At 65.8% G+C, this 24,497-nt stretch carries 25 protein-coding genes and 1 pseudogene; 21 read left to right on the top strand and 5 right to left on the bottom strand.

What is annotated here, in order from left to right; genetic code table 11:
- Positions 1-69 precede the first annotated feature (69 nt).
- Both RY1_RS24200 and RY1_RS24205 read left to right on the top strand, forming a co-directional pair.
- Complete coding sequence (locus RY1_RS24200) at positions 70-822, top strand: SDR family oxidoreductase (RefSeq protein WP_072806601.1); 753 nt, start codon at positions 70-72, stop codon at positions 820-822.
- A gap of 75 nt (positions 823-897) precedes the next feature.
- Positions 898-1,170, top strand: a complete 273-nt coding sequence (locus RY1_RS24205) for an NADPH-dependent FMN reductase (RefSeq protein ID WP_072806602.1) — start codon at positions 898-900, stop codon at positions 1,168-1,170.
- Between the two features lie 42 nt (positions 1,171-1,212).
- Here RY1_RS24205 and RY1_RS30920 read toward each other — a convergent pair.
- Positions 1,213-1,622 (bottom strand): annotated as a pseudogene (locus RY1_RS30920) (transposase); the annotation flags it as partial.
- 70 nt (positions 1,623-1,692) lie between these two features.
- On the opposite strand from RY1_RS30920, the gene RY1_RS24215 reads away from it, so the two are divergent.
- From RY1_RS24215 to glmM, 4 genes are all read left to right on the top strand, one after another.
- Entirely contained in the window at positions 1,693-2,040 is a 348-nt protein-coding gene (locus tag RY1_RS24215; RefSeq protein ID WP_072806650.1) for a TraR/DksA family transcriptional regulator, read from the top strand.
- Positions 2,041-2,208: 168 nt separating this feature from the next.
- Entirely contained in the window at positions 2,209-2,652 is a 444-nt protein-coding gene (rplM, locus tag RY1_RS24220; protein WP_072806651.1) for a 50S ribosomal protein L13, read from the top strand.
- Entirely contained in the window at positions 2,649-3,203 is a 555-nt protein-coding gene (rpsI, locus tag RY1_RS24225) for a 30S ribosomal protein S9 (RefSeq protein WP_072806603.1), read from the top strand. Before rplM ends, rpsI begins: the two co-directional genes overlap by 4 nt.
- 127 nt (positions 3,204-3,330) lie before the next feature.
- Positions 3,331-4,668 (top strand): phosphoglucosamine mutase, encoded by a 1,338-nt coding sequence (gene glmM, locus RY1_RS24230; RefSeq protein WP_072806604.1) that lies wholly within the window; start codon positions 3,331-3,333, stop codon positions 4,666-4,668.
- 19 nt (positions 4,669-4,687) lie between these two features.
- Here glmM and RY1_RS24235 read toward each other — a convergent pair whose 3' ends face one another.
- A complete protein-coding gene (locus tag RY1_RS24235; protein ID WP_072806652.1) occupies positions 4,688-5,728 on the bottom strand; it encodes an LLM class F420-dependent oxidoreductase in 1,041 nt (346 codons plus the stop codon).
- Between the two features lie 189 nt (positions 5,729-5,917).
- Between RY1_RS24235 and RY1_RS24240 the strand changes: the two genes are divergently transcribed.
- Genes RY1_RS24240 through RY1_RS24250 form a run of 3 tightly spaced genes read left to right on the top strand, consistent with a single transcriptional unit; the run spans position 5,918 to position 8,366 of the window.
- The gene (locus RY1_RS24240) at positions 5,918-6,232 is read left to right on the top strand and encodes a hypothetical protein (protein WP_072806605.1); all 315 of its coding nucleotides are present in this window, start codon (positions 5,918-5,920) and stop codon (positions 6,230-6,232) included.
- Complete coding sequence (locus tag RY1_RS24245; RefSeq protein WP_072806606.1) at positions 6,229-8,100, top strand: hypothetical protein; 1,872 nt, start codon at positions 6,229-6,231, stop codon at positions 8,098-8,100. Before RY1_RS24240 ends, RY1_RS24245 begins: the two co-directional genes overlap by 4 nt.
- Entirely contained in the window at positions 8,097-8,366 is a 270-nt protein-coding gene (locus RY1_RS24250) for a hypothetical protein (RefSeq protein WP_072806607.1), read from the top strand. The genes RY1_RS24245 and RY1_RS24250 overlap by 4 nt, the downstream gene beginning before the upstream one ends.
- A gap of 11 nt (positions 8,367-8,377) precedes the next feature.
- Here the strand turns inward: RY1_RS24250 and RY1_RS24255 are convergent, their stop codons facing one another.
- Positions 8,378-9,232, bottom strand: coding sequence for a dienelactone hydrolase family protein (locus RY1_RS24255; RefSeq protein WP_072806608.1), 855 nt, complete (start codon positions 9,230-9,232; stop codon positions 8,378-8,380).
- 122 nt (positions 9,233-9,354) lie between these two features.
- Between RY1_RS24255 and glmS the strand changes: the two genes are divergently transcribed.
- The 8 genes from glmS to tsaD are packed head-to-tail and all read left to right on the top strand — an operon-like array spanning position 9,355 to position 17,675.
- Positions 9,355-11,217 (top strand): glutamine--fructose-6-phosphate transaminase (isomerizing), encoded by a 1,863-nt coding sequence (glmS, locus tag RY1_RS24260; protein WP_072806609.1) that lies wholly within the window; start codon positions 9,355-9,357, stop codon positions 11,215-11,217.
- An 8-nt stretch (positions 11,218-11,225) separates the two neighbouring features.
- Positions 11,226-12,665, top strand: coding sequence for a bifunctional ADP-dependent NAD(P)H-hydrate dehydratase/NAD(P)H-hydrate epimerase (locus tag RY1_RS24265; protein ID WP_072806610.1), 1,440 nt, complete (start codon positions 11,226-11,228; stop codon positions 12,663-12,665).
- Between the two features lie 46 nt (positions 12,666-12,711).
- On the top strand, positions 12,712-13,938 hold the full coding sequence (gene alr, locus RY1_RS24270; RefSeq protein ID WP_072806611.1) for an alanine racemase: 1,227 nt from the start codon (positions 12,712-12,714) through the stop codon (positions 13,936-13,938).
- 56 nt (positions 13,939-13,994) lie between these two features.
- Entirely contained in the window at positions 13,995-14,975 is a 981-nt protein-coding gene (locus RY1_RS24275) for an alpha/beta fold hydrolase (protein WP_139279976.1), read from the top strand.
- A complete protein-coding gene (gene tsaE, locus RY1_RS24280) occupies positions 14,968-15,483 on the top strand; it encodes a tRNA (adenosine(37)-N6)-threonylcarbamoyltransferase complex ATPase subunit type 1 TsaE (protein WP_072806613.1) in 516 nt (171 codons plus the stop codon). Before RY1_RS24275 ends, tsaE begins: the two co-directional genes overlap by 8 nt.
- Positions 15,484-15,505: 22 nt before the next feature.
- The gene (gene tsaB / locus RY1_RS24285; protein ID WP_072806614.1) at positions 15,506-16,168 is read left to right on the top strand and encodes a tRNA (adenosine(37)-N6)-threonylcarbamoyltransferase complex dimerization subunit type 1 TsaB; all 663 of its coding nucleotides are present in this window, start codon (positions 15,506-15,508) and stop codon (positions 16,166-16,168) included.
- Entirely contained in the window at positions 16,165-16,641 is a 477-nt protein-coding gene (gene rimI / locus RY1_RS24290) for a ribosomal protein S18-alanine N-acetyltransferase (RefSeq protein ID WP_072806615.1), read from the top strand. The genes tsaB and rimI overlap by 4 nt, the downstream gene beginning before the upstream one ends.
- Positions 16,638-17,675 (top strand): tRNA (adenosine(37)-N6)-threonylcarbamoyltransferase complex transferase subunit TsaD, encoded by a 1,038-nt coding sequence (gene tsaD, locus RY1_RS24295; protein ID WP_072806616.1) that lies wholly within the window; start codon positions 16,638-16,640, stop codon positions 17,673-17,675. Before rimI ends, tsaD begins: the two co-directional genes overlap by 4 nt.
- A gap of 30 nt (positions 17,676-17,705) precedes the next feature.
- On the opposite strand, the gene RY1_RS24300 is transcribed toward tsaD, so the two are convergent.
- On the bottom strand, positions 17,706-19,358 hold the full coding sequence (locus RY1_RS24300; RefSeq protein ID WP_072806617.1) for an Hsp70 family protein: 1,653 nt from the start codon (positions 19,356-19,358) through the stop codon (positions 17,706-17,708).
- Between the two features lie 229 nt (positions 19,359-19,587).
- Here RY1_RS24300 and RY1_RS24305 point away from each other — a divergent pair, with 229 nt between their 5' ends.
- From RY1_RS24305 to groL, 3 genes are all read left to right on the top strand, one after another.
- Positions 19,588-20,127, top strand: coding sequence for a potassium channel family protein (locus RY1_RS24305; protein ID WP_072806618.1), 540 nt, complete (start codon positions 19,588-19,590; stop codon positions 20,125-20,127).
- A 213-nt stretch (positions 20,128-20,340) separates the two neighbouring features.
- Complete coding sequence (gene groES / locus RY1_RS24310; protein WP_008718149.1) at positions 20,341-20,640, top strand: co-chaperone GroES; 300 nt, start codon at positions 20,341-20,343, stop codon at positions 20,638-20,640.
- A 98-nt stretch (positions 20,641-20,738) separates the two neighbouring features.
- The gene (gene groL / locus RY1_RS24315; protein WP_072806619.1) at positions 20,739-22,352 is read left to right on the top strand and encodes a chaperonin GroEL; all 1,614 of its coding nucleotides are present in this window, start codon (positions 20,739-20,741) and stop codon (positions 22,350-22,352) included.
- Positions 22,353-22,439: 87 nt separating this feature from the next.
- Here the strand turns inward: groL and RY1_RS24320 are convergent, their stop codons facing one another.
- Positions 22,440-22,733, bottom strand: coding sequence for a WhiB family transcriptional regulator (locus RY1_RS24320; RefSeq protein WP_072806620.1), 294 nt, complete (start codon positions 22,731-22,733; stop codon positions 22,440-22,442).
- A 932-nt stretch (positions 22,734-23,665) separates the two neighbouring features.
- On the opposite strand from RY1_RS24320, the gene RY1_RS24325 reads away from it, so the two are divergent.
- Positions 23,666-24,487 (top strand): hypothetical protein, encoded by an 822-nt coding sequence (locus RY1_RS24325; protein WP_072806621.1) that lies wholly within the window; start codon positions 23,666-23,668, stop codon positions 24,485-24,487.
- The last annotated feature ends 10 nt before the right edge of the window (positions 24,488-24,497 follow it).

A 24,497-nucleotide genomic window follows, 5' to 3' on the forward strand; every position in this document is an offset into this window, starting at 1 on the left:
TGGCTCCGTGCATTCCTAGGACTGGACACGGCCTGGTTGGCGAAGCGGATCGGGGTGATGGTTGAGGGCATGACTGCACAGAAACCTTTGTCCACTCGGATCGCTGCGATCACAGGAGCGTCGTCGGGAATCGGGGAGGCGACCGCGACCCGGTTCGCCGCCGACGGTGCCCGGGTGGCGCTGCTGGCCCGCCGCGCCGACCGCATCGACGCTCTTGCCGCCCAGCTCGGCGCGAGCGCGCTGGCGGTCACCACAGATGTCACCGATCCAGCCCAACTGGACGCAGCGGCCGCCACCGTCGAGGCCGCGTTCGGTCCGGCAGATTTGGTGGTCGCCAACGCGGGCATCATGCATGTGGCCCCGTTCCACGAGGCGCGCCGCGACGAGTGGCAGCAGATGATCTCGCTGAACATCATGGGGGTCCTGGACACCGTCCGGGCGTTCCTGCCAGGGCTGCTTGCAGCGGCCGACGCCGGCCGACCGGCAGACCTGGTGATCGTGTCGTCGTTGGCCGCCCGCCAGTATTCCCCAGGCTTCGGGGTCTATGCGGCGACCAAAGCGGCCGTGACTGCGCTGGCAGCGAGTCTGCGGGTCGAGTTCGGTGGCCGCGGGCTGCGGGTGACGAACGTCGAACCGGGAGTCACCGACAGCGAACTGGGGGAGCGGGTCGGGCACGACCAGTGGCGCGAGATGCTCAGCGAACGAAAAGCTCAAATGAACTCGCTGACCGCTACCGATATCGCGGACGCCATCGCCGACGCAGTCTCCCGACGGGCCGGGGTCCATATCCGCGAGCTCGTCGTTCACCCGACCACACCCTGACCACCCCAGCACACAGAAGAAGGAGCAGGGTCGTGGCCCAATCCCGACCACCAAGGGTGGCGGTTCAAGAATGCGTTGGACTTTCTCTACAGCGAATGGCAGGGCAAACCCGCGAGCCTGGTGACGTGGAGCATCACCGGCGGAGCCCGTGGAGCCGCCCAGCTCTACCAAGTACTCCACAGCCTGCACATGCGCCCCCTGCGCGCACACCTCCAAGCGCCCCTGACCGAGAAAGACGTCGACCCCACGCGCCAGCTCATCAACCCCGAGCGCACCTTCGGCTCCCACCGTGTTGAACTGCGCACCATCGACACCGAACTGACCACCATGCTCACCAACCACTATTGACCACAGCCCGCCCCACCAACTCGAACGCGCTCGCCCGCCGGCTCAGACGGTCACAGCACCTAACCGCGAGGGTGCACTCACGCGGCCCGCCGGTTGCGGTGCTGCCAGATGAGAGGGCGCCAGGGACCATTCGCGGTCGTCGCGGATCAACGCCCATACGACGTCGACGAGGCGGCGAGCGAGCGCGATCAGCGCATGGACAGCTGAGCGTTTCTCGTCGCGTTTGCGTTGGTAGAACTCGCGGGAGGGTCCGTCGCGTTGGGAGCTGTTGAGCCCGGCCATGTAGACACTTTCCGTAGCCCGCGGTGATAGCGCTGCGGTCGACGAAGGGTGCCGTGCCGATTGCCCGAATCGTGGGGGTTCGGGGCCAGCCCTGCGTGGGCGGCCAGTTTGGCAGCCGAGCCGAACGAGGTCAGGTCGCCGCCGGTGATCGCAACAAGCTCAGCGCCACCCGAAGCAACAACCCCAGGCCACTCCAACGTGAAGGTGGTTGTGCCGGTGCAGACGTAGTTCACTGATGTGATGGACCCTGTCGTCGTTCGAGACCGTATCGTGAGCGTGCGCCGTACTACCGTCGCCCGACTCGAATCGCTCCGTGCGCAGTTCACGGCAATAATCGAGGGTTCCGAGTGGACTACCGACGACGACGAACACGACCCCGAGGGGTCTACCATCGCTTTCGAGCGAGCGAAGGTCGTCGGGTTGGCCCGCGATGCGGAGGACGAGCTCCGGGAGCTGGACGAGGCGCTGGTCAGGCTCGACTCCGGGACATACGGGCGCTGTGAGAAGTGCGGGAAGCAGATCGCGGATGCTCGGCTGGAGGCGTTGGTCGCAGCTCGCCGATGCATCGAGTGCAACCGGCGTCGATGACGGCGTTTTGACCTGGGCTGCTCGCAGCCGGTATCGTCCATCGTTGGCGTGTATGGACTCGCCGCACATTTGCGTGTGCGATCGAGTTCTTGATCTCGGGTCTCAACTGGCCGCCGAGGTCATCCACACGTCTTGGCCAGCAGCGACATCATGAAGACAGGAATTTCTGTGTCTACATACAGCCCGAAGGCCGGGGACACCACCCGGACTTGGCATGTGATCGACGCCACGGACGTCGTGCTCGGACGCCTCGCCGTCCAGGCCGCGACTCTGCTCCGCGGCAAGCACAAGCCGACCTACGCAGCCAACGTCGACGGTGGCGACTTCGTCGTCATCATCAACGCCGAGAAGGTTGCCATCAGTGGCAACAAGCTCGACGGCAAGTTCCACCACCACCACTCCGGTCACCCGGGCGGTCTGAAGTCGCGCTCGACTCGGCAGGTGCTGGAAAGCCACCCCGATCGTCTCGTGGAGAAGGCCGTCAAGGGCATGATCCCGAAGAACAAGCTCGGCAATGCAATCGCAGGCAAGCTCAAGGTGTACGCGGGACCGAATCATCCGCATGCAGCTCAGCAGCCTGTTCCGTTCGAGATCAAGCAGGTGTCCCAGTGACGGCGCCGGAGGGAAATGACGTGACGTCGCAGGAGAACACCGCAGAGGTCGACGCCGCTGCCAACGAGGTCGAGATCGCCGCTGACGAGTTCGTGTCGGTGGAAGAGCCCGAGGTCGTCGAAGAGATCGAGGCCGCTGCTGCAGCGCCTGCTCCGATCCTGTTCGATCGCCCGGTCCAGACCGTCGGTCGTCGTAAGGAAGCTGTCGCTCGCGTGCGGTTCTCGCCGGGCACCGGTGGGTTCAAGCTCAACGGCCGCAGCCTCGAGGACTACTTCCCCAACAAGGTTCACCAGCAGCTCATCAAGGCGCCGCTGGTGCTCGTGGATCGCGCGGAGTCGTTCGACGTCATCGCACTTCTGCACGGTGGCGGTCCGTCCGGCCAGGCAGGCGCACTGCGTCTCGCGATCTCGCGTGCCCTCATCGAGGTCACACCCGACGATCGTCCGCCGCTCAAGGCTGCCGGCTTCCTCACGCGTGACGCGCGTGCGGTGGAGCGTAAGAAGTACGGCCTGAAGAAGGCCCGTAAGGCGTCGCAGTACTCCAAGCGCTGACGCGTCTTACCAGTTCTACCCGCGAGGGCAGGCGTCCACGAAGTGTCGGATGCCTGCCCTCGCGGCGTTTTCGGCAAGTGCTCTCGATCTTGTTCTGTAGGTTCTTCCGCGAAGGGGACGCGTTCGTATGACTCGACTGTTCGGTACCGACGGCGTACGGGGCCTGGCCAACGGCCTGCTGACTCCCGAATTGGCGTTGAGAGTCGCCAGGGCAGCGGCAACAGTGCTTGCACCGAGCGGCGAATCCGAACGTCCTGTGGCGGTGGTCGGTCGCGACCCGAGGGCCAGCGGGGAGATGCTGTCGGCAGCTGTCATCGCGGGCCTGACTGCCTCGGGGGTGGATGTCCTCGATGTCGGTGTTCTACCGACACCTGCCGTCGCCTATCTGACGTCGGTGCACCGTGCCGCACTCGGTGTGATGATCTCGGCGTCGCACAATCCCATGCCGGACAACGGCATCAAGATTTTCGCCTCCGGCGGTCACAAACTGGACGACGACGTCGAAGATCGAATCGAGTCGCTCATTTCGGGCGAGGGTCTGCTGCCCGCGCCGACCGGGGCCGCGATCGGCCGGGTCCGAGTGACCGAGGATGCGGCAGACGAGTACATCGTGCATCTGCGTGATGCACTCACCGGATCGCTGGACGGTGTCACCGTTGTAGTCGATTGCGCTCATGGCGCCGCGTCGTCCGTCGCACCGGCCGTGTATGCGGCTGCGGGCGCGCAGGTGATCGCCATCCATGCCGATCCCGACGGGTTGAACATCAACGACGGGTGTGGATCGACCCACATGGAAGATCTGCAGGAAGCCGTGATTCGACACGGCGCCGACCTCGGGATCGCTCACGACGGTGATGCGGATCGTTGCCTGGCGGTCGACGCGTCGGGATCGGTGGTCGACGGCGACGCGATCATGGCGGTGCTGGCCGTTGCGATGAAGGAATCGGGGGAGTTGATCGAGAACACCCTGGTGGCGACTGTGATGAGCAACTTGGGGCTGCACATCGGAATGCGCGCGGCCGGCATAACCGTGGTCACGACTGCGGTGGGAGACCGGTATGTTCTCGAAGAGCTCCGGGCCGGAGGGTATTCACTGGGCGGCGAGCAGAGCGGGCACGTCGTGCTTCCCGCGCTGGGTACCACCGGCGACGGAATCCTCACGGCGTTGCGCGTGATGGGCCGCATGGCGCAGACGCGCAGATCCCTTGCCGATCTCGCTGCCGTGATGACAACGCTGCCGCAGGTGCTCATCAATGTGAAAGTCTCGGACAAGGCTGCTGTCGCGTCGGCCAAGTCCGTGGTGGACGGGGTTGCCGAAGTCGAGCAACTGCTCGGTGACACGGGGCGAGTGTTGTTGCGGCCCAGCGGAACCGAGCAATTGGTGCGAGTGATGGTCGAGGCGGCCGAGCCCGAACTCGCCCGCCGGCTCGCGCAGGATCTCGCGAACCGGGTCGGGCAGGTCTGAGTTCGGCCGGTCGGATTGCTCAGTCGGTGAGGTTGCGCAGAGCGGTCAGCTGCGCGACACGGCCCGCGGTGTTCTCGGCGAGGGGCACGACGTTGAGCGTGGTGACTCCTGCCTCGGCGAACGCGGCGACCCTTTCCTTCACGAAGCTCTCGGGTCCGATGAGATTGATCGAACGCGCCAGGTCGTCGGGCACGGCGGCAGCGGCCTCTTCCCTCTTTCCCGCGAGATAGAGATCCTGGATCTTCTCGGCTTCGGCTTCGTATCCGTAGCGCTGAGCGAGATCGTTGTAAAAATTCTTGCCCTTGGCTCCCATGCCGCCGATGTACAGCGCGAGATGTGGTTTGACCCACGGCAGGAATTTGTCGGCATCCTCGCCGATCGCCAGTGTCGGTCCGGCGTAAACCTCCAGCTCGCCCAGTGACGGGTCGCGTCTGGCCTTGCCTGCTGCCAGCGCGTCACCCCACACCATGTCCGCCTTCTCCGGGTAGTAGAAGATCGGCTGCCATCCCTCCGCGATCTCGGCCGTGAGTTCGACGTTCTTGGGGCCGAGTGCGGCGATGACGACCGGAATGTTCGACCGGACAGGGTGATTGATCAACTTCAGCGGCTTACCGAGGCCAGTGCCCTTGTCCGCGGGAAGGGGAATTTGGTAGTACTTGCCCTGGTGCTCGACCTTCTCCCGACGCCACACCTGGCGGCAGATCTCGATGACTTCGCGCGTGCGCGCAATCGGCGCGTCGTATTTGACGCCGTGGAACCCTTCGACCACCTGCGGCCCCGATGCGCCGAGGCCGAGAACGAATCTTCCGTCCGAGACGTAGTCGAGGCCTGCCGCGGTCATGGCGGTCAGCGACGGCGTCCGGGTGTAGATCTGAAAGATGCCCGACGCGATCTTGATGGTCGAGGTCTTGGCCGCCAGAAATCCGAGTTGACTGACGGCGTCGAACGAGTAGGCCTCGGGGACGAAGATGACGTCCAAGCCGACCTTTTCGAGTTCTTCCACTTCGGCGACGGTCTCGCTGAATCCGCCCGAGTAATTGAGCATGGTTCCTATGTGCATGAGATTCCTCGCAGGTGTGAGCATTTATCTGTAACCCGAGTTTCCTGTCTTCGACGGTAGCCGACGGAACGGAACCGATCTCACGTGGGCTGCGTCATAGATGACAGGGGCAAATTCGTCGGGACGGGACGAATCCCGTCGGGACGGTCGGAAGCGACAGGGGTGGGGTCTATGTGTGACGGCGCAGAAATGGACGGCGTGGAAATCGACGTCGAGGCCGCCGGTAATGTCGCGGACGCATTCGTCGGGGTTGCAGCCGCGGTGCGAGCTGCCGCTGACCGCGCGAGTCGGCTCGGGTTCGGAAGCGAATCGGCGGGCCGCAACTACGGTGATGTCGGCGGTCGACTCGGTGAGGGGTACGCGCGCGTGCCGGTCTCACTGCGGCGATGGGCCGAAGGCCTGGACGAGAACGCGGCGCAGCTGCGAGCGAGCGTGGACGGGTATCGAGGGACGGACGGATCCGTGGCGGAGTCGATCGCCACGAGAGCCGGCGGGCACCGATGACGCCTCAGGCTCCGCGCGACGGTGATTCGATCGATGCTCTCCTCGACAGTGGGGCCGCAGGCCTCCTGTACTTCGAGCGGTACCTCCCCCTGGCCTCGGGCCTCGACCCGGATGTCGGCTGGAGCTACGAGGAACTTTGCGCGCGATACGACCAGCAGCGTGGACTCGACGTGGCGATGTTGATCGCCGACGCGGATGCACTCGGAGGTGTTCTGGACGACGCGCACGGACAGATCGAGGAATGTGAGCGGCTCGGCGGAGTTCTCGCACAATCGTGGACGGGAGGCAGTGCCTCGTCGGCGGACTCAGACCTTCGGCGGGATCTAGGGTGTGCCCGCGAGCGGGTGTGGTCGATCGAGCAGTTGTCTCGTGCGATGCGGTCCGGTGCCGACACGATTCGAAACACGGTGCGTGACAAGGTAGATCTGGTCGGCCGCATCGACAGCTCTGCCATCTGCGGGGTTCCGGACGACGCCGTTGTGACCATCGCGAAATTCGCTGCGACGCCCATCGGCGGCGGTGGGACGAACATCGGAATCGTTGCGAACCTGGACGTGCCGGTGCTGGCCGAGTGGTTGCCTGCGGTCGCGGAGTTCGTCGGGAATCGCGGTCAACTCGACGAGGCATCGCTCCAGCAGGTTCGACAATTGTGCAGCGAGTGGCTCGGTTCGGTGTTCGTCCCGGCCGTCTCGGAAACCTGCGGTGCATTCGTCGACATCTGCGCGGCCACCGACACCGCGGTGCGGGACGCACTTGCGGTGGTCGCGTCGACGGCCGACGCCGTCGACGACTCCGCGTTTCCGGTCTCCTGCACCACGGACGAGGGACCGGGAGGTTTCGAGGTCGATCCGGGGCTCGTACCCACCAGTCCGGCGTCCGTGTGCGATACCGAACCTTCGGACACGGTGGTGCAACCGGCTCCTACCCTCGCTTCGCCGAGCGCGGAGACCGGTCGGCTCGCGAACCCCACACAGAGTGTGCCGTCTCCTCAGGGGCTACCGGCGCCGCAGTCTGTCCCGAGCGTGGCCGAGTTCGGTGAATTGATCGAACGTGCAGTGGCGCGGGCGAGCGAAGAATCGAGCGCCCGAATCCGCGCTGCCCTCGACGACTTCTTCGAGCGACTGCAGGGTTCGGATGCCCCGGAGTATGCAGAACCGACTCTGCCTCGGTCCGAATCAGCCGAGCCGAATTCGGCCTCCGACATCCGGCACGGTGCATCTCCGCACGAGGGCGAGCCGCGCAGCGCGGGTGACGTACCTCCCGCACCTGGCGTCGGCGCCGAGCTTCCCGGGCCTGCGGTGCACACCGATTCCGCCGAGCGAGGCCACCTGGAAGCCGAGCTCGACGGGTATCACGCGCGTATCGGATTGGCGGAGGACGGCACGCTGTCGCTGCAACTAGGCGGTCCCGACGGCGGCACGCGGCGATTCGAGCTGCGGATAGGTCCGTTCGGACTGCCGGTGATCGTCGAGATCGTCGACTACGAGGATCCTGCACCGGCAGCAGTGGAGAGCGCCACCTCGGAAGCAGTCCCACCGGGGCCAGTTGTCTCACCGGAGTCTGCGGCCCCAGCCGAACCAGTACACGTACCGCAGCCCGCAGTCCCACCGGAGCCTGCAGTCCCACCGGAGCCTGCAGTCCCACCGGAGCCTGCAGTCCCACCGGAGCCTGCGGCCTCGGGAGAGCCTGCACCGGCGGACACGGCGTTCCCCGAGTGCCCGCCTGCCGACGCTGATCCTGCCAACCCCCTCCCTGTCGACCCTGAACCTGCCGGTGCCGATGCGTCGGAGACGGATGCCGTATCCGTGCCGCCGCCGGGCGTCCGCGAATCCACGGGCGCACGGTTGGTGGAGGCGGGTCCGCTGTGACGGAGGCGCAGTGGAGATGGTCGACCGAATTCGAGCGCATCCGCGCCGAGCATCGTGCGGCGTCCGAGCGCGCGTCGGACCGGCTGGATCGAGCGGCGATGCTGCCCGCGGCAGTCGTCGGCATGCCTGATCATGCGGAGGACGCGAATGTGACAGACCGCGCCGTGTCATATGTACTGCCTGCGAATCTGGACATGCGAACAACGCCGGTACAGCCGGAATCCGAGTACGACGAGGAACCTCCTCGTACCAGTTGGCTCGTGTGAGCCAGCGCCGATCAGCGCCCGATCAGGGCGCGGGCGGCAGAGAGTGGACTCGGCTTGGGTTGCTCGGCGATCGGCGCGTGCGGGTCGATCACGCGCGTTCCCTTCAGTTCGGCAGCACCAGCGAGGTCCTCGTACTTCTTCTCGCCCGCCACGTGGAAGAGAAGGAATGCGGTGAGCAGCACGCGGACGGTGCGTACGGTCGACTTCTCGGTGCCGCCGACACCGATGGGGGCGAGCAGTCGTCTGCCCTCGACGATGCCGTCCGACGATGCCTTGTCGACGCGCCGGAACACCGACGGCGGGTTGCAGGCGCCCGCGAGTGCGAGTGTGTTGTCGTTGAGCGAGTCGGCGAAGGCGGCGTCGCCGAGAACGAGGCTGGGAACGGTCAGCGACGCGGCTGCCGCTTCCGCGCTCGGAGCGCTCGGCGCCGGGAACAGCGCCGCGACGGCTTTGACGTCCGAACGTGCAGCGGCGGCGAGGACTGCGATGCTGGCACCCATACCGTGGCCGGCGAGCGCCAGCTTGTCCGGGTGAACGCTGATATCGCCGGTACCGAGGCGGATGCCGGTCATGATGCCGAGCACAGTGCCGAGGTCGGTGGCGAGTCCGCGGTGTGATGGAATCGGGCCGCGTTCGGTGTCGGGTGCCGCGGCGACGATTCCCCACGACGCGAGATGCTTCAACGTCTCGGTGTAGCGGCCGGCCCCGAGCAGCCACCCGTGACCGAATGCGACTGCGGGCAGTCCGTACCCCTGTTCGGGGGTGAACACGACGCCGGGTTGCCCGGCGAGCGCCAGGTCGCCGCGGAGCACCTTGTGCGGGCCGCGCTTGCTCAGCTGTGCTGCGAGCTTCGTAGATGTCGCCACAGGTGTAGACGCTATCGGATCGAGTCGGAGGCGGGGGTGAGCGGCGTCGGTGGAGTCGGCGGATGTGACCGGCATCGGACGGATTCGGGACCCGGCCCGCCGCGCGGGTAGCCTGAACCACCATGTGCGGAATCGTGGGATACGTCGGTCACCGCCAGGCCTTGGGCGTGGTGGTCGAAGCGCTTCGGCGGATGGAGTACAGGGGCTACGACTCTGCAGGAATAGCGATACTCGACGGCGCAGGTAGCACGGCGATCGAGCGTAAGGCCGGGCGGTTGGCCAACCTGGAAGCCGAGCTGGACGAGCTCGGCACCGAGAAGTTCGTCGGCTCGACGGGAATGGGTCACACGCGGTGGGCCACACACGGTCGCCCGACCGACAGGAATGCCCATCCTCATCGCGACGCGACCGGTTCGGTTGCGGTGGTGCACAACGGAATCATCGAGAACTTCGGTCCCTTGCGGGCCGAGCTCGAATCCGCCGGAGTGGAGTTCAGCAGCGATACCGATACCGAGGTGGCAGTGCACCTGGTATCGGCGGCGTACGCGGCAGGGCCGACGGCAGGTGATTTCGTGGCAAGCGCGAAGGCGGTGTTGCGTCGCCTGGAAGGTGCGTTCACGTTGGTCTTCACGCACTCGGACCACCCGGATACCATCGTGGCCGCGCGTCGGTCGACGCCATTGGTCGTCGGCGTCGGCGTCGGCGAGATGTTCCTGGGTTCCGATGTGGCCGCATTCATCGAGCACACTCGTGAAGCGGTCGAGTTGGGGCAGGACCAGGTCGTGGTGATCACTGCCGACGGTTACTCGATCACCGACTTCGACGGGCACGAGGCGTCGGGACGTCCGTTCCACATCGATTGGGACCTGGCTGCCGCCGAGAAGGGCGGCTACGACTACTTCATGCTCAAGGAGATCCAGGAGCAGCCGTCGGCGATCGCCGACACGCTGCTGGGCCACTTCGAGAATCGTCGCATCGTCCTCGACGAGCAGCGACTGTCCGATCAGGAACTGCGCGACGTCGACAAGATCTTCGTCGTGGCGTGCGGAAGCTCCTACCATTCGGGTCTGCTCGCGAAATATGCGATCGAGCACTGGACGCGGCTACCCGTCGAGGTGGAGCTGGCAAGCGAGTTCCGGTACCGCGACCCCGTGTTGGACCGCTCGACGCTGGTCGTGGCCATCTCGCAGTCCGGGGAGACGGCCGACACCCTCGAAGCGGTACGGCACGCCAAGGAACAGAACGCCCGCGTTCTCGCGGTGTGCAACACCAACGGATCGCAGATTCCGCGCGAGGCCGACGCCGTGCTGTACACGCGGACCGGCCCGGAGATCGGTGTCGCGTCGACGAAGGCCTTCCTGGCCCAGGTCACGGCGAACTATCTGGTCGGGTTGGCGCTCGCACAGGCGCGCGGCACCAAGTATCCCGACGAGGTCGCTCGCGAGTTCGAAGATCTGGAGGCCATGCCGAAACTGGTGCAGCGCGTACTCGATTCGGTGGAACCCGTCCGGGTGCTGGCTCGCGAACTGGCGACGGCACCGACGATTCTGTTTCTCGGCCGCCACGTCGGATATCCGGTGGCGCTCGAGGGTGCGCTCAAGCTGAAAGAGCTTGCCTACATGCATGCGGAAGGCTTCGCGGCAGGCGAGCTCAAGCACGGGCCCATCGCGCTCATCGAGGACGGGCTTCCCGTCATCGTCATCATGCCGTCGCCGAAGGGGCGCGCGGTGTTGCATTCCAAGCTGTTGAGCAACATTCGGGAGATTCAGGCGCGCGGTGCACGGACCATCGTCATCGCCGAGGAGGGCGACGAGGCAGTCCGTCCGTTCGCCGATCACATGATCGAGATTCCGGCGGCTCCGACCCTGCTTCAGCCACTGCTGTCGACGGTTCCTCTTCAGGTCTTCGCTGCCGAGGTGGCCCAGGCACGTGGTTACGACGTCGACAAGCCGCGGAACCTGGCGAAGTCGGTCACGGTCGAGTAGGTCGGAGCATGAGGGGCTACTACACACCGGATCAGGTTCGTGACGCCGAACGGCCGCTGTTGGATGCGGGACCGTCCGGCGCGCTGATGCGCCGGGCTGCGCACGGTCTTGCAGCCGTCGTGGTCGGGGAGTTGATCGCGGCCGTCGGCGGTGTGGTGGGGCGTGAAGTGTGTGTTCTCGTCGGCTCGGGCGACAACGGCGGTGACGGTCTCTGGGCCGGCGCGATGCTGCGTCGTCGCGGTGTCGCCGTGAACGCGGTTCTGTTGAAGCCCGATCGCGCGCACGCCGAAGGTCTTGCGGCCTTCCGCCGAGCGGGTGGACGGATCGTCACCCGGCCCGGAAATCCTGATCTCGTCGTCGATGCCATCGTCGGGATCTCGGGGCAGGGGCCGCTGCGGCCCGATGCTGCCGAGCTCGTCGCCGGGATCGAGGCGCCGATCGTGGCCGCCGACATTCCCAGCGGTGTCGATCCCGAGACAGGAGCCGTCGACGGTCCCGCTGTACGTGCCGTGGTCACCGTTGCGTTCGGGGCACGCAAACCCGCTCACGTTCTGGCCGTACCGTATTGCGGCAGAATCGAACTCGTCGACATCGGACTCGACCTGCCCGCGCCGTCGATCACCGCGTACGAGCCGTCCGATGTCGGAGCGCTGTGGCCGATTCCGACGGCCGAGGACGACAAGTACTCCCAGGGAGTGGTCGGGATCGCGGCAGGCAGTGAGCGGTATCCGGGCGCCGCACTACTGTGCGCGGGTGCCGCTGTCGCGGCGACATCCGGCATGGTGCGGTACGCGGGAAGTGCTGCAGCAGAAGTGGTCTCGCACTACCCTGAGGTCGTTGCCGCTGCCGATCCACACAGTGCGGGCCGCGTGCAAGCGTGGGCGGTGGGGCCAGGGTTCGGAACCGGAGATGCCTCGAAGCACTGGCTCGCGGACATACTGAGCTCGGATCTACCCGTGGTCGTCGACGCCGACGGACTGAGCATCCTCGCCGCGGCACCCGAACTCGTCCGCGGACGTTCGGCACCGACGCTGCTGACACCGCACGCGGGCGAGTTCGAACGACTCACCGGTGCGGCGCCGGTACCGGACCGTGTGTCGTCGGTGCGCTCGCTCGCGTCGGAATGGGGCGTCACCGTTCTTCTCAAGGGGCGCGCCACCGTCATCGCCGGTCCCGACGGCACGGTCCACATCAACGACGCAGGTGGGTCGGCGGCCTCCACGGCGGGATCGGGCGACGTCCTGTCCGGCATCCTCGGTGCGCTTCTTGCCGCCGGACTCGACCCCTCCGCCGCTGCCGCGTGCGGAGCGAGGGTGCATGCCCTCGCCGCCTCGACGGCTGCGCACGGCGTGGACGGCGAATTCGCCGCGCCCATCTCGGCAAGCCCCCTTCTGGCCGCAGTGCCCGACGCCATTCGAATTGTGCGTTCTGTCACCTCGCGAGTCTGACGAGACGAGCCCCTCGGCATGCCGACTGGGGGTTCGGGCCGGACGAATGGCACTATCGACTGCTGTGGAGAGCGGAACGACGGAATCGACAGAGACAGGTCGCGACGACTACCGCGCGGGGCCGACGGTCTCCATCGATCTGGGTGCCGTCGCGCACAACGTCCGCGTCCTTCGTGACCACGCCGAGGGCGCCGATGTGATGGTCGTCGTGAAGGCAGACGGATACAACCACGGTGCGCTCGAGATCGCCAGGACCGCGCTGGCGTCGGGTGCGAGCGAACTCGGGGTCACGACGGTCGACGAGGCCGTCGCGTTGCGGTTGTGCGGCATCTCGGCACCGATCCTGTCCTGGCTGCATCACCGGGACACCGACTTCGGTCCTGCAGTCGCTCACGGCATCGAGCTGGGAGTGTCGTCGGCGGCGCAGCTGAAGGCCGTTGCGGCCGCTGCACGGGTCGCCGATGTGCCCGCCGCCGTCACACTGAAGATCGACACCGGACTCAATCGGAACGGCATCTCGCCCGCCGACCTCGACCATGTCGTCGACGTGCTCGGCAGAGCTGTCGCAGCGGGTTCGGTGCGGCTGCGAGGTGTGTTCTCGCACCTCGCGTGCGCGGATATCCCCGACCATCCCGCCAACGACCGCCAGGCAGAGGTGCTGCGCGAGGCTGTCGCGCGGCTCGCTGCGGCCGGACTTCGACCGCAACGCACACATCTCGCGAATTCGGCGGCCACACTGACCCGGCCGGATCTGCATTTCGACATGGTCCGCCCCGGCATCGCGGCGTACGGGTTGTCGCCGATTCCCGAACTCGGCGACTTCGGGTTACGTCCCGCGATGACCGTCTCCACCGGCGTCGCTCTGGTGAAGAAGGTTCCGGCAGGAGGTGGTGTGTCCTACGGCCATACCTGGATCGCGCCCGCCGACACGACCGTCGCCCTCATCCCGATGGGGTACGCCGACGGCGTCCGGCGCAACCTCAGCGGAAGATTCGACGTCGGCATCGGCGGTCGCCGATTCCCGTCGGTGGGACGAGTCTGCATGGATCAGTTCGTCGTCGATCTCGGTGCCGACGGCGCGGGCGTCGCAGTCGGTGACACTGCAGTACTGTTCGGCGCCGGGGAGAACGGGGGACCGGTCGCTCAGGACTGGGCCGATACGCTGGACACCATCCACTACGAGGTGGTCACCGGTATCGGGGGACGTGTCCGGAGGGTGTATCGGACAACCGATGAGGGCCAGGAGACGACACCGGGGGAGGCGTCGACGTGAAGTGGACTTCGAGTCTTGGCATCGTCAGCAGCGTCGGAATAGCGTTGCGCGAGACGATGTTACGGTCGAACAAGGATCCTCTGGCAACCGAGAATCTCGACTTGATGGACGCCGACCGAGGATCGATCGTCACGGCCGACGACGGTGTGCCGCTCGCGGTACGCGAAGTGGGGCCGACCGACGCACCGATCACGGCCGTGTTCGTTCACGGGTACTGCCTTCGGATGGCGTCGTGGCACTTTCAGCGACAAGCACTGGAACAGGAGTGGGGTTCGTCGGTACGCATGGTCTTCTACGACCAACGCGGACACGGGCGGTCCGGGATTCCGGCACCGGAGAGTTGCACGATCGCGCAGTTGGGCCTGGACCTCGACGCCGTCATTCGGGCCGTTGCGCCGCGGGGGCACCTGGTGTTGATCGGTCATTCGATGGGCGGCATGTCCATTCTGTCGATGACCCGGCAGCGTCCGGAACTGGTGCGGGACAGGGTGGTCGGTGTCGGTCTGATCTCCACGACCGCTGCCGGACTGGCCGAGACCGGCCTCGGCCGCAGCTTGGACAACCCGGTTGTCGGTGCGTTCCGTCTCGCCGTGCGTACATCGCCCGGCGTGGTTCAACTCGGTCGCGGCGCCGTGCGGGCTTTGATCGCTCCCGTGCTGAGGGCCGCGTCGTACGGAACCAGGGTCAGTCCACGGCTGGTCGAGTTCTCGCAGTCCATGATCGACGACACGACCGTCGTCACGATCGTCAACTTCCTGAAGACACTCGAATTGCACGACGAGAGCGACGCGCTGGTCGAACTGGCTCGAATTCCCGTGACGGTGATCTGCGGCGACGAGGACTGGATCATTCCGTTCGACAGTTCGAAGGCGCTCGCCGAGGCATTGCCGGGGTCGGAGATGGTCCGGATCCGTCAAGCCGGGCATCTGGTTCAGCTGGAATTTCCGGACAAGGTCAACGCCGCGCTTGTTCGATTGGGTACGCGTGCAACCGAACTGCGAAGCAAGCGGCGCTCCGGTAGGAGGGGCGTTGTCTGAATCGACAGAACTGCACTTCGACGGACGGGAGACAATACTTCCGTCCGCTGCGGACACCGAAGCGTTCGGCTTCCGTCTGGCGCAGATCCTCGTTGCCGGTGATCTCGTGGTGCTCGATGGGCCTCTCGGCGCAGGTAAGACCGCGATGACGAGGGGAATCGCGGCCGGTCTCGGTGTACAGGGGCGCGTCAGCTCGCCGACGTTCGTGATCGCACGCGAACATCGGCCGGGGGTACGCCCCGACGGCGGTGCACCGGTGACACTGATTCACGTCGACGCCTACCGTCTCGGCATGACGGGTCAATCGGCTGTCGACGAGCTCGATGCCCTCGACCTCGACACCGATCTCGCCGACGCGGTCGTGGTGGTGGAATGGGGCGAAGGATTGGTGGAAAAGCTGACGGACGGGCACGTCTCGGTGCGGATCCGACGTGATCTCGACTCCGACCACCGCGCTGTTCGGCTGCGCCGAGTGCACTCCGCCGATGCCGCGCGTCAGGTGCCGTGACGTGCGGGTACTCTGAGCTACCGTGCTCGTTCTCGCCGTCGATACCTCCACCCCCGCCGTCACCGCCGGTGTGGTTCGGCTCACCGACGGTGCAGCGGAAACCTTGTCGGTCCGCGTCGTGGTCGATGCCAGGCTCCATGCCGAGATCCTGACGCCGAACATCCTCGAATGCCTGGCCGAACGAGATCTGGCGCCTACCGATCTCGACGCCGTCGTCGTGGGCTGTGGTCCTGGACCGTTCACTGGGCTCCGTGTCGGCATGGCCACTGCCGCCGCGTTCGGCGATGCACTCGGTATTCCCGTGCACGGCGTCTGCAGCCTCGACGCGATTGCCGCCGAGATCGAGGACGAGCCGGCGCTTGTCGTGATCACCGACGCACGGCGTCGTGAGATCTATTGGGCGCGATACGAGAACGGCATTCGAGTTGCCGGCCCCGACGTGTGCGCGCCTACGATCCTCGACATCACCGGGGCAACTGCAGCTGCTGGGTCGGCATCACATACGGCCCTGTTCGACATTCCATCGCGTGCGGTCGAGTCACCGTCGCCGAGAGGACTGATCCTCGCGGCTCGCGAGGAGCTGACGGTCGGTGCCATTCCGGCCCCCCTGGTTCCGCTGTATCTTCGCAGGCCCGATGCGAAGACGCTGGACGAGCGAGCGGCGGAGAAGAGGGCACGATCGTGAGCATCGTTCTGTCTCCGTTGACCCCCGCCGATGCCGAGCGCTGTGCGGAGTTGGAGGAGGTGTTGTTTCCCGGTGACGATCCGTGGACGGCCCAGGCATTTCTTTCCGAACTCGCGGCGCCGCACAATCATTACGTGGCGGCACGCGAGGGTGATTCGCTTCTCGGATACGCAGGCATTGCGTTGCTGGGGAGCGGTTCGACTGCCGAATCCGAGGTGCACACCATCGGCGTCGATCCGTCGGCGCATCGACGCGGTATCGGCGGAGCCTTGATGAACGACCTACTGGCAGCGGCCGATCGGCACGGCGGGCCGGTCTTTCTCGAGGTCCGTACCGACAACGTCCCGGCCATCGAGCTGTATGCCCGCGAAGGTTTCGAAGTCGTGGGAACGCGGCGGAAGTACTACCAGCCCAGCGGCGCCGATGCGTACACGATGCGACGCCCGAGCAGAAGCGAAGGTGAGTCGTCATGATCGTCATGGGTATCGAAAGCTCCTGTGACGAAACAGGTGTGGGAATCGTGCGGTGGCGCGATCCGGGCGTCTGTGATCTGCTCGCCGACGAGGTCGCATCCAGCGTCGACGAGCATGCACGGTACGGCGGAGTCGTACCCGAGGTCGCGTCGCGGGCCCATCTGGAGGCGATCGTCCCGACGATGCAGCGGGCTCTGCGCACTGCAGGCATCGACCGGCCGGATGCGGTTGCGGTGACGATCGGTCCAGGGCTTGCCGGGGCGCTGCTCGTGGGAGCCGCTGCGGCCAAAGCATATTCGGCTGCGTGGGGTGTGCCGTTCTACGCTGTGAACCACCTCGGCGGCCACGTTGCGGTCGATACGCTCGAGCATGGGCCGATGCCGTCGTGCGTGGCGTTGCTGGTCTCCGGTGGTCACACGCACCTGCTGCACGTGAACGATCTGGGCGCACCGATCGTGGAGCTCGGTACCACGGTCGACGATGCCGCCGGTGAGGCGTTCGACAAGGTCGCGCGGTTGCTCGGGTTGGGATACCCGGGAGGTCCCGCACTCGATGACGCTGCCCGAGAGGGGGACCCCTCGGCCATTGCCTTCCCACGCGGAATGACGGGCCCGCGTGATGCACGCTACGACTTCTCGTTCTCGGGTGTGAAGACGGCGGTCGCTCGATTCGTCGAGACGCGTCGACGCGCAGGAGATCCGATTCCGGTCGCGGACATCGCTGCGTCGTTCCAGGAGTCGGTGGCGGATGTGCTGACCATGAAAGCGGTCCGGGCGGCCGAGGACGTGGACGTGGAAACGATCGTTCTCGGAGGAGGCGCCACCGCGAACTCACGCATTCGCTCCTTGATCGAAACGCGCTGCAGCGCAGCCGGTCTGACGCTTCGTATTCCGAAGCCGCGGCTGTGCACCGATAACGGGGTCATGATCGCGTCGCTCGGAGCGCACCTGATCGCCGGGGGAGCAGAACCGTCGAGCCTGCGCGCGGCCACCGATCCGGGTCTGCCGGTGTCGACGTCCCTCGTCGCAGGCTAGCTCCAGCTCGGCCGTCTCCAGCTCGGTCGGCTACTGCTCGGTGGTCGAGGTGGGATTCGGCGCCGTCGTCGTCTGCGTGGCACCTTCACTGTCGCTGGAGCCGCTCGCAGGCGGAGCCGGTGCAGGTGGAGACCACACGGTGGGAGGCGGAGCCAGTACTGGAGAGGTGGGAGTTCCATCGACCGCGGTTGTCGGGATCGACGACGGCGGTGGTGGCTCGAGCGCAGTCGAGTTGTCCGGCGTCTCCGACGGGAGATCGGGTGTCGGCTCGGGTGGTGTGGATTCGCTGGGCAGTTCGGTCGGCGGCACGCTCGTCGTCGGCTCAGGAGTGGTGACCGTGGACGGCTCACTCGGCTGCGCGGGCCACGGGATGACCGGAAGATCGGGCGCCGGGTGGAGCGTCGGTGTACGCGTCGTCGATTCCGGTGCGGGGGGAACGGTGACGGGCTGGGACGATTCCGGCTGTTGCGGCACGTCGGTGTATCGGGGCGGTGACGACTGGGGCGATGACGACTCAGGCTCCGTCGACAGCACAGGAGTGGTGGGATAGGTGGTGTTGGCGATCGGCTGGTCCATGACGGCGTCACCGGTCTCCGACGGCACCGCCGAACCGGCGGGGGAGAAACCGGCGTCGTCGGTCGGTGCCAGAGTTCGGATGCCGTAGGCGAGGACGATTCCTCCCACGAGGAGGGCTCCAGCCACCGCGCCGGAGAAACGTCCGACTGACGTGCCCTGCGACTCGCTGGCCACACCTGCAGTCGGGTAGAGATCGGCCGGACTGTCGAGGGCGAGATGTGCGGCACCTTTGGCGAGGACCGTGTCCGGTTCTGTCGGAGCCAGCACGGGAACGCGTAACACGGATTGGTACACGGTGCGTACCAGCGGGATGTTGGCGCCTCCGCCGATGAGCACCACGGCTTCCGAGGCGTCGGCGACGCCCGCAGCTGCACCGATCGCCGCCTCCGCGACAGCCGTCACGCCGGGTCGAACTGCACCGTCGAATTCGGCTCGGTCGAGGCCGGAGGATCCATCTGCGCGATCGACGGCGGCGGAGTCGTGGGTGGACAGGTGTTCCTTCACTGCGCGGTAGCGCGCAGATCCGATGCCTCGGTCGTCCCTCAGATCGTCCCTGACGCGGCCCTGGGGTAGCCGGTGCCCGGAGTGTCCTTGCACTAAATCTTTGACTACGCCGTTGATCACGTCCCCGCCGAAGGTGTCGGTGCGCTCGCTCCAGTGCACCGCTCCGGAGCGTGAATCGATGATCGACGTCGTGGTTCCCGATGCGCCGATGTCCACGACCGTGACACTGCGGTAGCGGGCGATGAGACCGGAGTCGGCGAGGTACGCGTGTGCTGCGGCAGACTCGGGAACGAGGGCGACGGTCAGTCGCGAGTGCGCGCAGGCCGAGCGGATGGATGCGGCCTGCTCCGAGGTTCGGTACGACACGGCGATCGACTCGGGTTGGTGGCGTTCGGCCGAGTGCACGCCGTGGCCCGCTGACGTGGGTGCGAGCGAGAGCATCAGTTCGACGGCAGAGGACACGAGGTCGCCGATGTCGGTGTTCGCCTCGGTGTCGGCGGAGACGGTGCGGTACTCGACGGTGCGCGAACCATCGTCCTCGATCACGAGCAGGGCGGCACAGACGACCTCGGCTCCAGTGGAAACACCGATTCCGACGCGCATCGTGCACCTCCCTCCGTGCTCGCTCCGAAGCCTGCGTGCGGGCAGGGGTTCGGCGGTCGTGCATTGTTCGTGCAGTTCGTGGTGCTCGATTCGACGGTTGCATTCAGCGGACCGGCACGCTCGTTATCTTAACGTTACAGAACAATTCCGGAGAATGTGAAACTACGCACTGGAAAAGGGCTATGACGGGGGAGTTCACGGTTTCATCGGATCCATCGAAGGTGGCCCAATGGTTGAATCCGAGTCTTATGCGACGTTGACGGACAAAGAGCGTCGCTCGCTCCTTCGGAGGGCGATCGTGCGGCCGATCGCCACGGCGCTGGCGTTGACGGTGCTCTACTTCGTGGTTCCCATGCAGGGCATACGTGACATCGGCACTGTGCTCCTGCTCACGCTGGTTCTGGCTGCTGTCGTCCTCGTGTGCGTATGGCAGGTGACAAAGGTACTCAAAGCGGACTATCCGGCTATTCAAGCCATCGAAGCGCTCGCCGCGGTCGTTCCCGTATACCTCATCGGGTTTTCCGCCGTGTATTACCTGATTGCAGCTGCATCCGAACTCAATTTCAACGAGCCGGTGACACGGGTGGGAAGTCTCTATTTCACGTTGTCGGTATTTTCCACAGTGGGATTCGGAGATATCACAGCGTCCACCGATTTCGCACGCGCAATAGTGACATTGCAAATGGTCGGCAATCTCGTCTTCGTGGCGCTCGGTGGCCGATTGCTGGTGGCAGCAGTCCGGCGCGGACAGGCTCGTCGGTCGCGCTGAGCCCTGCGGGTGTTCGCATTCCTGACCCTGGTCGAGCGCTTGCACCCGTAGGGGTTGAGTGCTGGCACTCGCATGTATAGAGTGCTAGTCAGCGCTGAGCGAAGTCCCGGCACCCGCGACGACGGGACGGAGCACAGAGCGGTGAATGTAGACAACACAGCAGTCCGGGGATCCGACCCCGGACGCGTACCCCATAACTTTGGAGGGCTCAACGTGGCGAGCGTGAAAATCAAGCCGCTCGAGGACAAGATCCTCGTCCAGGCCAACGAGGCCGAGACGACGACCGCCTCCGGTCTGGTCATCCCCGACACAGCCAAGGAGAAGCCTCAGGAAGGCACCGTCGTCGCAGTCGGCGAAGGCCGTGTCACCGAAAAGGGCAACCGGATCCCGGTCGACGTCAAAGAAGGCGACACCGTCATCTACAGCAAGTACGGCGGCACCGAGATCAAGTACGCCGGCGAGGAGTACCTGATTCTGTCGGCACGCGACGTGCTGGCTGTCATCGCCAAGTAAGTCATTAACGCATCCCGCCCCGGAACCCGATCTCGATTCGGTCCCGGGGCGGACTGCGTTCAATCGAGTTCATCGACTCGAAGGAGAAATACCGGAACATGGCAAAGCAAATCCAATTCAACGAGGAAGCCCGACGGGCACTCGAGCGTGGCGTCGACAAGCTGGCCGACGCGGTCAAGGTGACGCTCGGACCTCGCGGTCGGCACGTCGTGCTGGCCAAGGCGTTCGGTGGCCCCACGGTCACGAACGACGGCGTGTCCATCGCCCGTGAGATCGACCTGGAAGACCCGTTCGAGAACCTCGGTGCACAGCTCGTCAAGAGCGTTGCAACCAAGACGAACGACGTCGCAGGCGACGGAACCACGACCGCGACCGTGCTCGCACAGGCGCTGGTTCGCGGCGGTCTGAAGAACATCGCCGCGGGCGCAAACCCGATCGCGCTCGGGTCCGGCATCGCCAAGGCAGCCGACAAGGTCGCCGAGGCTCTGCTCGCTGCGGCCACCCCTGTCGAGGGCAAGGAAGCGATCGCGCAGGTCGCAACCGTGTCCTCGCGTGACCCCGAGATCGGCCAGCTCGTCGGCGAGGCGCTCACGCGTGTCGGCGCCGACGGTGTCGTCACGGTCGAGGAGTCCTCGACTCTGGACACCGAACTCGTCGTCACCGAGGGAGTGCAGTTCGACAAGGGATACCTGTCGCCGTACTTCGTCACCGATCTCGACTCGCAGCAGGCCGTCCTAGAGGACGCCTACATCCTCCTGCACCGCGACAAGATCACCTCGCTCCCCGACTTCCTTCCTCTGCTGGAGAAGGTCGCCGAGAGCGGCAAGCCGTTGCTGATCATCGCCGAGGACACCGAGGGCGAAGTTCTGTCCACGCTCGTCGTGAACTCGATCCGCAAGACGATCAAGGCCGTTGCCGTGAAGGCACCGTTCTTCGGTGACCGTCGCAAGGCGTTCCTCGACGACCTCGCCGTGGTCACGGCAGGTCAGGTCATCACTGCCGACGTCGGCCTCAGCCTGAAGGAAGCCGGCCTCGAGCTGCTCGGTCAGGCGCGTCGCGTCGTCGTCACCAAGGACGAGACCACCATCGTCGACGGCGCGGGCACGCAGGACGACATCGATTCGCGCGTCGGCCAGCTGCGTCGCGAGATCGAGAACACCGACTCCGACTGGGACCGTGAGAAGCTCGAAGAGCGCCTCGCGAAGCTGTCCGGCGGAGTTGCGGTCATCAAGGTCGGTGCAGCAACCGAGACCGAGCTCAAGGAACGCAAGTTCCGCGTCGAAGATGCTGTCAGTGCCGCGAAGGCTGCTGTCGAGGAAGGCATCGTCCCCGGCGGCGGTTCCGCTCTGACGCAGGCCGCACTCTCGCTCGTCGACGACCTCGGCCTGACCGGTGACGAAGCCACCGGCGTCGCCGTCGTGCGCACCGCGCTGAACGCGCCGCTGTTCTGGATCGCCACCAACGCCGGCATCGACGGTTCCGTCGTGGTCAGCAAGGTCGCCGAACTCTCGGCAGGACACGGCTTCAACGCCGCGACACTGACCTACGGCGATCTGCTTGCCGACGGTGTCGTCGATCCGGTGAAGGTGACACGTTCGGCGGTCGTCAACGCGGCTTCGGTTGCGCGGATGATCCTGACGACGGAAAGCGCGATCGTCGAGAAGCCGGCCGACGAGCCGGAAGCCGCTGCAGGCCACGGCCACAGCCACTGATCGACTGCATCTCGAATAACCGAACAGGCCCCCTCCGGCAAGGAGGGGGCCTGTTCTGCATTCGGTACCGGCGCGCACTGGCCTCGGCTACACCGCGATCCGACGACGGTTGTGCCGGGCGTGCATCTCGCGCTCGGTTTCGGACATGCCGCCCCAGATCCCGTAGGGCTCGGCGACACTGAGCGCATGGGTCCTGCACTGAGCGAGGACAGGGCAACTGCGGCACATCTCTTTGGCTCGCATCTCCCGCTGTGCACGAGCGCGTCCTCGTTCCCCGTCTGGATGAAAGAACATCGACGAGTCGACGCCACGGCACAAGCCGTGCATCTGCCAATCCCAGATGTCGGCGTTGGGCCCAGGGAGGTGGTTCGGCTGTGGCATGTGAACTCCTAGGGTGTGTGCTCGCCTCGTGAGCCGCAGGGACTTTCTTGCTGAGTGAACCGAACGGCGTCTTGTTCACCGCTCCTTCGAACGAGATCAACGTTATGTTGGTCGGGGAAATCGCGTCAATAGTTCTTCATCGTGGTCATTTGCATAGATGCAACTCGAGAATTTAACTCGACAGACATTTACTTCGGACCAATGGCGTGCGTGCCTCTCGTGTTGAAAATGGGTCGATGACGCGCGACCATGACTGTGTGCCGGCTCGGTCGGTGACGGAAGTTCTCTTCGTCTGCGGCGCAGGGCAGTCGGCCGCGCACATGCGGCCGAGAGTAAGGACCGGCCTTCAGGGCTCAGTGTTGTCCCTGGCCAGGGGCCTGGTTGTCGCGTCGTCGACGCTGCGTGCGCAGGGCTGCACGGACCGTCGTCGGTGCGGCCGACCGTGTGCGAGGAAATCGCCGAGGGCGTATGTCGGACCACGCCGAGCGGTTGCTTCGAACGCGGCGAGCGGTGTCACGCGGCGCGGCCCCGCCGAAAGCGGCGACGCACGCCATTAACCTGACGGCTACAAAAGCGTCAGACATTGCTCATACGCCGGCCATTCGCGGAAATGTAAATTCCATGAAACAAAGCGCGGACCGGTTCGCACAATGTCTCCGAATCGGGGAATTGACCGATGCGACGCGTCGGAAAGCAGCCAGTGCTCTGCGCTGTTCATCCGTGCGTCCGACTTCGCTGACGAGAGTCCGAACTTCCGCCTACCTGATTGCCGGATCGTGATCGCCGGACTGTGGTTGCCGGCCTGGTGTCACTCGGTCGTACCCTTACGGCGTGCATTACGTCGATGCAGGGTCGACCTGCGAAAATTCCTGGCGGGCAGTGCTTCCGCGGCGCAGGGTCGTCCGCGGCCGGACGCTGATCGAAGCGGTGGGATGAACGCGTCGGCGAATGCTGCCTCGGATGAGGTGCGGAACGCCGCGTGGGGTTCGACGCCAGGTCTCTGGCCGCTGCCCACCGTCACCGAACCACTGGCCAGGTGGCACCGGGCCGTTGCACTCGGCGGACAAGGCAGATACAGCCTCGGAGCTGCCGAACTGGACGTTCTGGAGCGTGGGCTGCCGCCGGGGCATGTTCTGGGTTCGCTCGCGGCGTCGACGCGGGCGTCGTGGCTACGGCAGATGGGGCGCCACACCGTGGCCGCGCGGTTCGACGGTGCTGCGCTGACGCGGACAGGACAGGCCGGATCGGAACTCTTCCTCGAGGCAGGATGCGACGCATTCGTCGGGCTTGCTGCGGACGCTCTCGGTTCCGGCAGCTTCGGCAGCGCCTCGGCGCTGTTGGGACGAGCCGGCCGGCTGCTGGCCGAACACGATGATCGAGAACGTCTCTGGAGACCCGCACTGCGGCTGCGGTGGGTGAGCGCGGAGCTGGCGATGCTGTCCGGGGACGGTCCTGCATCCGTCCGACACGCTCTCGACGCGCGCGAGGAGGCGACCGATACCGTTTCGTTACGACACCGAATCAAGACCGACCTGATCGTTGCTGCTGCCCACAGCTCGGTCGGGGACGTCGATCGAGCCGCTGGCCTGGCTCGCACCGTGCTCGATGCCTGTTCGGAGCATGGACTGGTGCCGCTGCGATGGGCCGCGGCGATGTTGCTGAACGGTCTCGGGGAAGTCACGGAACCACCGTCCGTGGTGGCCGACTCCTCGGCGGTTCTCGCTCGTCGTGGAGGCATTGTCGCTGGTGCGTGAGACGGCGGAC

It is taken from the genome of Rhodococcus yunnanensis NBRC 103083 (assembly GCF_001895005.1).
GTDB lineage: Bacteria > Actinomycetota > Actinomycetes > Mycobacteriales > Mycobacteriaceae > Rhodococcoides > Rhodococcoides yunnanense.

Bases quoted from the DNA above. Each gene is read 5' to 3' on its own strand.
- RY1_RS24300 (WP_072806617.1), bottom strand. From the start codon at position 19,358: ATGCGCGTCGGAATCGGTGTTTCCACTGGAGCCGAGGTCGTCTGTGCC.
- RY1_RS24245 (WP_072806606.1), top strand. From the start codon at position 6,229: ATGACGCCTCAGGCTCCGCGCGACGGTGATTCGATCGATGCTCTCCTC.
- tsaD (WP_072806616.1), top strand. From the start codon at position 16,638: ATGATCGTCATGGGTATCGAAAGCTCCTGTGACGAAACAGGTGTGGGA.
- RY1_RS24320 (WP_072806620.1), bottom strand. From the start codon at position 22,733: ATGCCACAGCCGAACCACCTCCCTGGGCCCAACGCCGACATCTGGGAT.
- RY1_RS24265 (WP_072806610.1), top strand. From the start codon at position 11,226: ATGAGGGGCTACTACACACCGGATCAGGTTCGTGACGCCGAACGGCCG.
- groL (WP_072806619.1), top strand. From the start codon at position 20,739: ATGGCAAAGCAAATCCAATTCAACGAGGAAGCCCGACGGGCACTCGAG.
- RY1_RS24200 (WP_072806601.1), top strand. From the start codon at position 70: ATGACTGCACAGAAACCTTTGTCCACTCGGATCGCTGCGATCACAGGA.
- RY1_RS24275 (WP_139279976.1), top strand. From the start codon at position 13,995: ATGTTACGGTCGAACAAGGATCCTCTGGCAACCGAGAATCTCGACTTG.
- RY1_RS24215 (WP_072806650.1), top strand. From the start codon at position 1,693: ATGGACCCTGTCGTCGTTCGAGACCGTATCGTGAGCGTGCGCCGTACT.
- RY1_RS24305 (WP_072806618.1), top strand. From the start codon at position 19,588: ATGGTTGAATCCGAGTCTTATGCGACGTTGACGGACAAAGAGCGTCGC.
- RY1_RS24235 (WP_072806652.1), bottom strand. From the start codon at position 5,728: ATGCACATAGGAACCATGCTCAATTACTCGGGCGGATTCAGCGAGACC.
- RY1_RS24325 (WP_072806621.1), top strand. From the start codon at position 23,666: ATGAACGCGTCGGCGAATGCTGCCTCGGATGAGGTGCGGAACGCCGCG.
- glmS (WP_072806609.1), top strand. From the start codon at position 9,355: ATGTGCGGAATCGTGGGATACGTCGGTCACCGCCAGGCCTTGGGCGTG.
- RY1_RS24240 (WP_072806605.1), top strand. From the start codon at position 5,918: ATGGACGGCGTGGAAATCGACGTCGAGGCCGCCGGTAATGTCGCGGAC.
- alr (WP_072806611.1), top strand. From the start codon at position 12,712: ATGGCACTATCGACTGCTGTGGAGAGCGGAACGACGGAATCGACAGAG.
- glmM (WP_072806604.1), top strand. From the start codon at position 3,331: ATGACTCGACTGTTCGGTACCGACGGCGTACGGGGCCTGGCCAACGGC.